5 protein-coding genes and 1 pseudogene are annotated in these 4,886 nt (G+C 72.8%); 2 read left to right on the top strand and 4 right to left on the bottom strand.

Annotation, left to right across the window (positions count from 1 at the left end; translation table 11 throughout):
* Window positions 1-47 precede the first annotated feature (47 nt).
* Window positions 48-1,352, top strand: coding sequence for a class I SAM-dependent RNA methyltransferase (locus tag FNQ90_RS12675; protein ID WP_182606470.1), 1,305 nt, complete (start codon window positions 48-50; stop codon window positions 1,350-1,352).
* Between the two features lie 620 nt (window positions 1,353-1,972).
* On the opposite strand, the gene FNQ90_RS12670 is transcribed toward FNQ90_RS12675, so the two are convergent.
* Both FNQ90_RS12670 and FNQ90_RS12665 read right to left on the bottom strand, forming a co-directional pair.
* Window positions 1,973-2,389 (bottom strand): PIN domain-containing protein, encoded by a 417-nt coding sequence (locus tag FNQ90_RS12670; protein ID WP_182606469.1) that lies wholly within the window; start codon window positions 2,387-2,389, stop codon window positions 1,973-1,975.
* Window positions 2,386-2,649, bottom strand: a complete 264-nt coding sequence (locus tag FNQ90_RS12665) for a CopG family transcriptional regulator (protein WP_182606468.1) — start codon at window positions 2,647-2,649, stop codon at window positions 2,386-2,388. Before FNQ90_RS12665 ends, FNQ90_RS12670 begins: the two co-directional genes overlap by 4 nt.
* Before the next feature lie 790 nt (window positions 2,650-3,439).
* On the opposite strand from FNQ90_RS12665, the gene FNQ90_RS12660 reads away from it, so the two are divergent.
* Window positions 3,440-3,598, top strand: coding sequence for a hypothetical protein (locus tag FNQ90_RS12660; RefSeq protein WP_182606471.1), 159 nt, complete (start codon window positions 3,440-3,442; stop codon window positions 3,596-3,598).
* A 25-nt stretch (window positions 3,599-3,623) separates the two neighbouring features.
* On the opposite strand, the gene FNQ90_RS27345 is transcribed toward FNQ90_RS12660, so the two are convergent.
* Together FNQ90_RS27345 and FNQ90_RS12650 are read right to left on the bottom strand one after the other, a co-directional pair.
* The gene (locus FNQ90_RS27345; RefSeq protein ID WP_228471086.1) at window positions 3,624-4,037 is read right to left on the bottom strand and encodes a hypothetical protein; all 414 of its coding nucleotides are present in this window, start codon (window positions 4,035-4,037) and stop codon (window positions 3,624-3,626) included.
* A 660-nt stretch (window positions 4,038-4,697) separates the two neighbouring features.
* A pseudogene (locus FNQ90_RS12650) lies at window positions 4,698-4,886 on the bottom strand (MFS transporter); the annotation flags it as partial.

Here is a 4,886-nt window from a genome sequence, read left to right as displayed (position 1 = left end):
GCCCCGCCGGGTCCGGCGACGCCTCCACCGACTCCGCCGTCCCCTCCCTGGTCGGCCGCGAGTGGGAGGTCGAGGTCGGCCCGGTCGCCCACGGCGGACACTGCGTCGCCCGCACCCCCGAGGGCCGCGTGCTGTTCGTCCGCCACACCCTGCCCGGCGAACGGGTGATCGCCAGGGTCACCGAGGGACACGAGAAGTCCCGCTTCCTGCGCGCCGACGCCGTCGAGATCCTGGAGGCGTCCAAGGACCGCGTCACCGCCCCCTGCCCCTACGCCGGGCCGGGCCGGTGCGGCGGGTGCGACTGGCAGCACGCCAAGCCCGGCACCCAGCGCCGCCTCAAGGGCGAGGTCCTCACCGAACAGCTGAGCCGGCTGGCCGGCATGACCCCCGAGGACGCCCGCTGGGACGGCACCGTCGAGCCGGCCCCCGGGGACAAGGTCCCGGCCGGTGAGGTCCCGGCCTGGCGCAGCCGCGTCCAGTACGCCGTGGACGCCGAGGGACGCGCCGGCCTGCGCCGCCACCGCTCCCACGAGGTGGAGCCGATCGACCGCTGCCTGATCGCCGCCGAGGGTGTCTCCGAGCTGGGCGTGGAACGCCGCGAGTGGCCCGGGATCGCCTCCGTCGAGACCATCGCCGCCACCGGATCCGGCGACCGTCAGGTGGTGCTCACCCCCCGCCCCGGCGGCCGGCTGCCGCTGGTGGAACTGGACCGACCCGTGTCGGTGCAGCGGGTCGAGGAACGCGACGGTTCCGTCCACCGCGTGCACGGCCGTCCGTACGTCCGGGAACGAGCCGATGACCGCACCTGGCGGGTGAGCGGCGGCGGCTTCTGGCAGGTTCACATCCGCGCTCCCGAGGTGTTGGTGGACGCGGTCATGCGCGGTCTGCTGCCCCGAAAGGGGGAGACCGCCCTCGACCTGTACTGCGGCGTCGGGTTGTTCGCCGGAGCCCTGGCGGACCGGATGGGGGAGACCGGCGCGGTGCTCGGCATCGAGTCCTCCGCCCGAGCGGTACGCGACGCGCGCCAGAACCTCGCCGACTTCGAACGGGTCCGCATCGAGCAGGGGAAGGTCGAGGCGGTGCTGCCGCGCACCGGCATCACCGAGGCCGACCTCGTCGTGCTCGACCCACCGCGCGCCGGCGCCGGCCGCAAGGTGGTCGAGATGATCGCCGGCCTCGGCCCGCGCCGCGTCGCCTACGTCGCCTGCGACCCGGCCGCCCTCGCCCGCGACCTGGCGACCTTCCGTGACCACGGTTACCGCCCCCGCTTCACCCGTGCCTTCGACCTCTTTCCGATGACCCATCACCTGGAGTGCGTCGCGATCCTCGAACCGGCCGCAAAGGGCTCCTGACCTGTGGTTTCGCCGGTTGGGGAGCTCTTTCGGGGTGTTTCCGGTCATCCACCGCTTCGAGTGGCCACTTCGCCGGTGGAAGTGGCCTGACCTGCGGTTTCGAGAGGAAGTGGTCCTTGTGTCGAGAGCTGCATCAGGGCACGGCGCGGGATCCTGACGCTCATATGACGCTCGTTCCGACGGAGCGTCACGGGTGGTCGGGTAGGTGTTCCACCCGGGTGCGCGGTTCGCCTTCGGGAGCCGGTCATCCGGGCTTACTCACTTCCGGCCGGTCATGGAGGACGGTGTGATCCGTGGCGCGCGTGTGGGTGGTGTGCTTTCACACGACACGTGACGTCTTCGGAACCGGTTCCCGTCTCGTCGGAGCTGTCGGCTGCCTGCCATCGGGTGCGGCTGTGCCCGGGGGCACAGCGTTTGAACCCGACGCCGATCTCGTGGCATCGCCTCGCCGGGAGGTGGAGTGATGCGTGGGACGTGTCACACCGGCGGGGGAGATCCGGAGTCGGTGCTCCTCCCGGGGGCAGGGTGGCGGTCGCGGAAGGCGCTGAGCGCGTCGGCGAAATCCCCCATCGGTGACAGGGTCGGGCTTCCGGTTTTGATGGTGAACCGGACGGTTCCCTTCAGATCTTGATCACGGTGATCCGTGTCCCGCAGAGGGTGGTGAGGTCCTCCGGGTCGGAGGTGAGCACGGTGGTTGGACCGGGGGCGGCGAGTGCGGTCGCGGCGAGTATGGCGTCGATGGCGTACTTGTGGCCGTGGAGCCCGGCGTCGGTGAGGAGTGTGGCCGCGTGCCGGGCGAGTGGGTCGGTGACCGGTTCCACGACCAGCCGGGAAAGGGTCCACTCCAGGGCGGGGCGGTTGATCCGGGGGTGGATGACCTCGACCAGGGTGGCCGCGGAGGTGATGACCCGGAGGTCATCGGCCCGGGCGAGGGCGAGCCAGGCGGTCACCGTGCGGTCGCGCAGGACGGCCTTCGTCAGACCTTCACTGTCCAGAACGAGGGTGCCGCCCGGGACCGCCGGGGACGGGCGGGTCACGCGGCGTCCGCCCGGCCCCGGCCCTGCTGCTGCCGAGCCCGGTGGAGCTCGTCGCGCAGGGCCTGGATCTCCTCGTCGGTGACGGGGCCGTGTTCCGCCTCCCCGACTGCGATGAGCTCGTTGAGATTGTCGCGCTCGACCTGACGGGCGACGGCTGCGGCGACGTAGGCGGAGAGGCCGGAGGGTCCGCTGCGGGCGCGCGCGGCCTCGGCGATGTCCTGCGGCATGGTGATGGAGTACTTGCCGGTGGCTTCGCTCATGCCATCCATCCTACCGCTGGTAATCCTCTTGTTTCCGGTGCCGTTCGGGCGGCGTGATCGGACAGGCGTCGGTGAGCTCCCAACGCCCCCACTGCGCGGCGGGCCCGCATATCGCTGCCTGCCGGCCGTGTGCTCCGTGACGCCCATTTGACGCCGATGGCGCGGATCGGGACGTGAGTGGGAGACGTATGCCGGCTGTGACCCGTGCTTCTTTCCGGTCGGCCGAAATCCGACCCTTTACCCGATGCCCCACCACGCGGAGTGCGTCACGATCCTCGAACCGGCCCCAAAGGGCTCCTGGCCTGCGGTTTCGCCGGTTCGGGAACTCTTTCGGGGTGTTTCCGGTCATCCACCGCCTTGAGTGCCCCCTTCGCCGGTGGAAGTGGTCTGACCTGCGGTTTCGAGACGAAATGGCCTTTGTGTCGAGAGCGGCACGAGGGCACGGCGCGGGATCCTGGCGCTCATATGACGCTCGTTCCGACGGGGTGTCAGTTGGCTGATCGTGCGGGTCGTACCGGGTGAGGGGGCGTGCTCCCGCGGGCCGGCTTTGCGGGAATGTGAAGCGAACCCGACCGAGCTCCCGCCCGCGGTTCGGCGGGGTGGACGTTGGCGGAACGCGTGTTCAACGGGGCGGTCCGCAGGGCTTCGGTGCCCGAGGAAGGATCTCGACGCTCCCGGTCGGCGGAGTGCGGGCTCTCTCGGTGTGGCTCGTGAGGTCTTCACGGTTCCCCGGGCGGGTCCCCGATCTGTCGGAGCCCACGCCCGGTCGGGTGAGGCTCTTCGCCTCCTCATGAGCCGGTGTCGGTCAGGGGGTGCGTCGGGGCCCCTGCCCGCCCTGTTCCGCTCCGGTCGCACCGCGCGCATCCTGGACGGGCCGGACGAGTTCCACATCTCCTCGGTGGCCCGCCGGGTGCTGCGCGGCGTCGCCGGGACCCGCCGGGAGGGGTGAGCGGGTCCCGGCGGGCGGCGGGCGGTCACGACGGCTCCGACGGCGTGTCCCGGAATCCGGTCTCCCGGAGGTCGACGAGGCCGGTCAGGACCGCGAGGGCGGAGGCGAGGAAGAAGGTGCCCCAGATCAGTTCGTGCGCGGTCGCGGTCCCGGACCCGGCGTCGTAGCAGCCGTCGAGTAGGCGCCCGTCGGCGGTGAGGTGGGAACGCGTCAGCTCCGCCACGATCGCGGCGGCTCGTTCCTGCCGGCCGAGTTCCAGGCGCGCGAAGGCGGTGACGGCCGCCACGGAGGTGTCCACCGGCCCGTCGGGTCGGGCGTGATCGGCCGGGGGCACGGGCGGGTCCGCGGAGGACGGCGCGAAGCGGTCGGGCACGTCCGCCGTGATGCCCGACCCGGCCGCGCCGGGCAGTCGCAGCCCTTCGGCGAGTGCCGGCAGCATCCAGGCCCGGCCCCTGGACCAGCCGGATGGGGGGTCCTCCAGGGGGGGACCATCCGGCGTGCGGGTCGTGGCGAAAGGCCCAGTGGGGGAAGCCGTGTTCGGCGCCGCTCCCCCCGCACAGCTCCAGGTGCCGCCGCAGGTGGGACAGGGCCGCCGATTCGTCCACCCCGGCCAGCAGCGGGACGGTGCCGGGGATGCCGTCGACCCGGGCCAGGAGGCGGGGGCCGCCGAACGCCGACCCCCAGGGCAGCACGCCCGGGCCGGGGTCGAAGTCCCGCGCGCAGGCCCGGGCGGCGGCATCCCGCACGGCACGGGCGCCGGGGTCCGTCCCGGCCCACACCGTGCCGTACCGGAAGATCAACCCCCGGGTGGCGGTGTCGGCCTCCACCATGCCGGCGAGGCGGGCGGTCGCGCCGACGGCGAGATTGCGGTCGGTCGCCGCCCCGGTGTGCCGGGCCCGCAGCCACAACAGGCCGCTCCAGAAGCCACCGGTCCACGACCCCCGCCGGGTGGTGGTCCATCGACCGTGCCCGGGATCGGCGAACAGCGGGAAGCGCTCCCCGACCCGCTCTGCCGTGACGGCCACCCGTCGAAGGACCCGGTCCAGGGCCGCCTCGAAGGAGAGGTCCGGGAACACCGACGGGTCCGGGTGGGCCGGCCTCACCGAACCGCCGTGCGACGCTCGCGCGCCGCCCACGTCAGGGAGACGGCCCCGGCCACCGCGAACCACCCCGCCACCAGCAACCATCCCCGGTTGTAACGGCCGGCGTCGGCGAGCAGACCGAACAGCGGTGGGCCGATCGCGAAGCCCGCGAAGAACCCCGACGCCACCCACGCCGAGTCCTGCCC

The organism is Streptomyces alkaliphilus (genome assembly GCF_014141535.1).
GTDB lineage: Bacteria > Actinomycetota > Actinomycetes > Streptomycetales > Streptomycetaceae > Streptomyces > Streptomyces alkaliphilus.
The sequence above is the reverse complement of the archived record's forward strand: the minus strand, read 5'-3'. Positions and strand labels throughout refer to the sequence as shown.

Excerpts from the sequence above, each read along its gene's own strand:
- FNQ90_RS12665 (WP_182606468.1), bottom strand. The coding sequence starts at position 2,649 with ATGAGCGAAGCCACCGGCAAGTACTCCATCACCATGCCGCAGGACATC.
- FNQ90_RS12660 (WP_182606471.1), top strand. The coding sequence starts at position 3,440 with ATGAGCCGGTGTCGGTCAGGGGGTGCGTCGGGGCCCCTGCCCGCCCTG.
- FNQ90_RS27345 (WP_228471086.1), bottom strand. The coding sequence starts at position 4,037 with ATGCTGCCGGCACTCGCCGAAGGGCTGCGACTGCCCGGCGCGGCCGGG.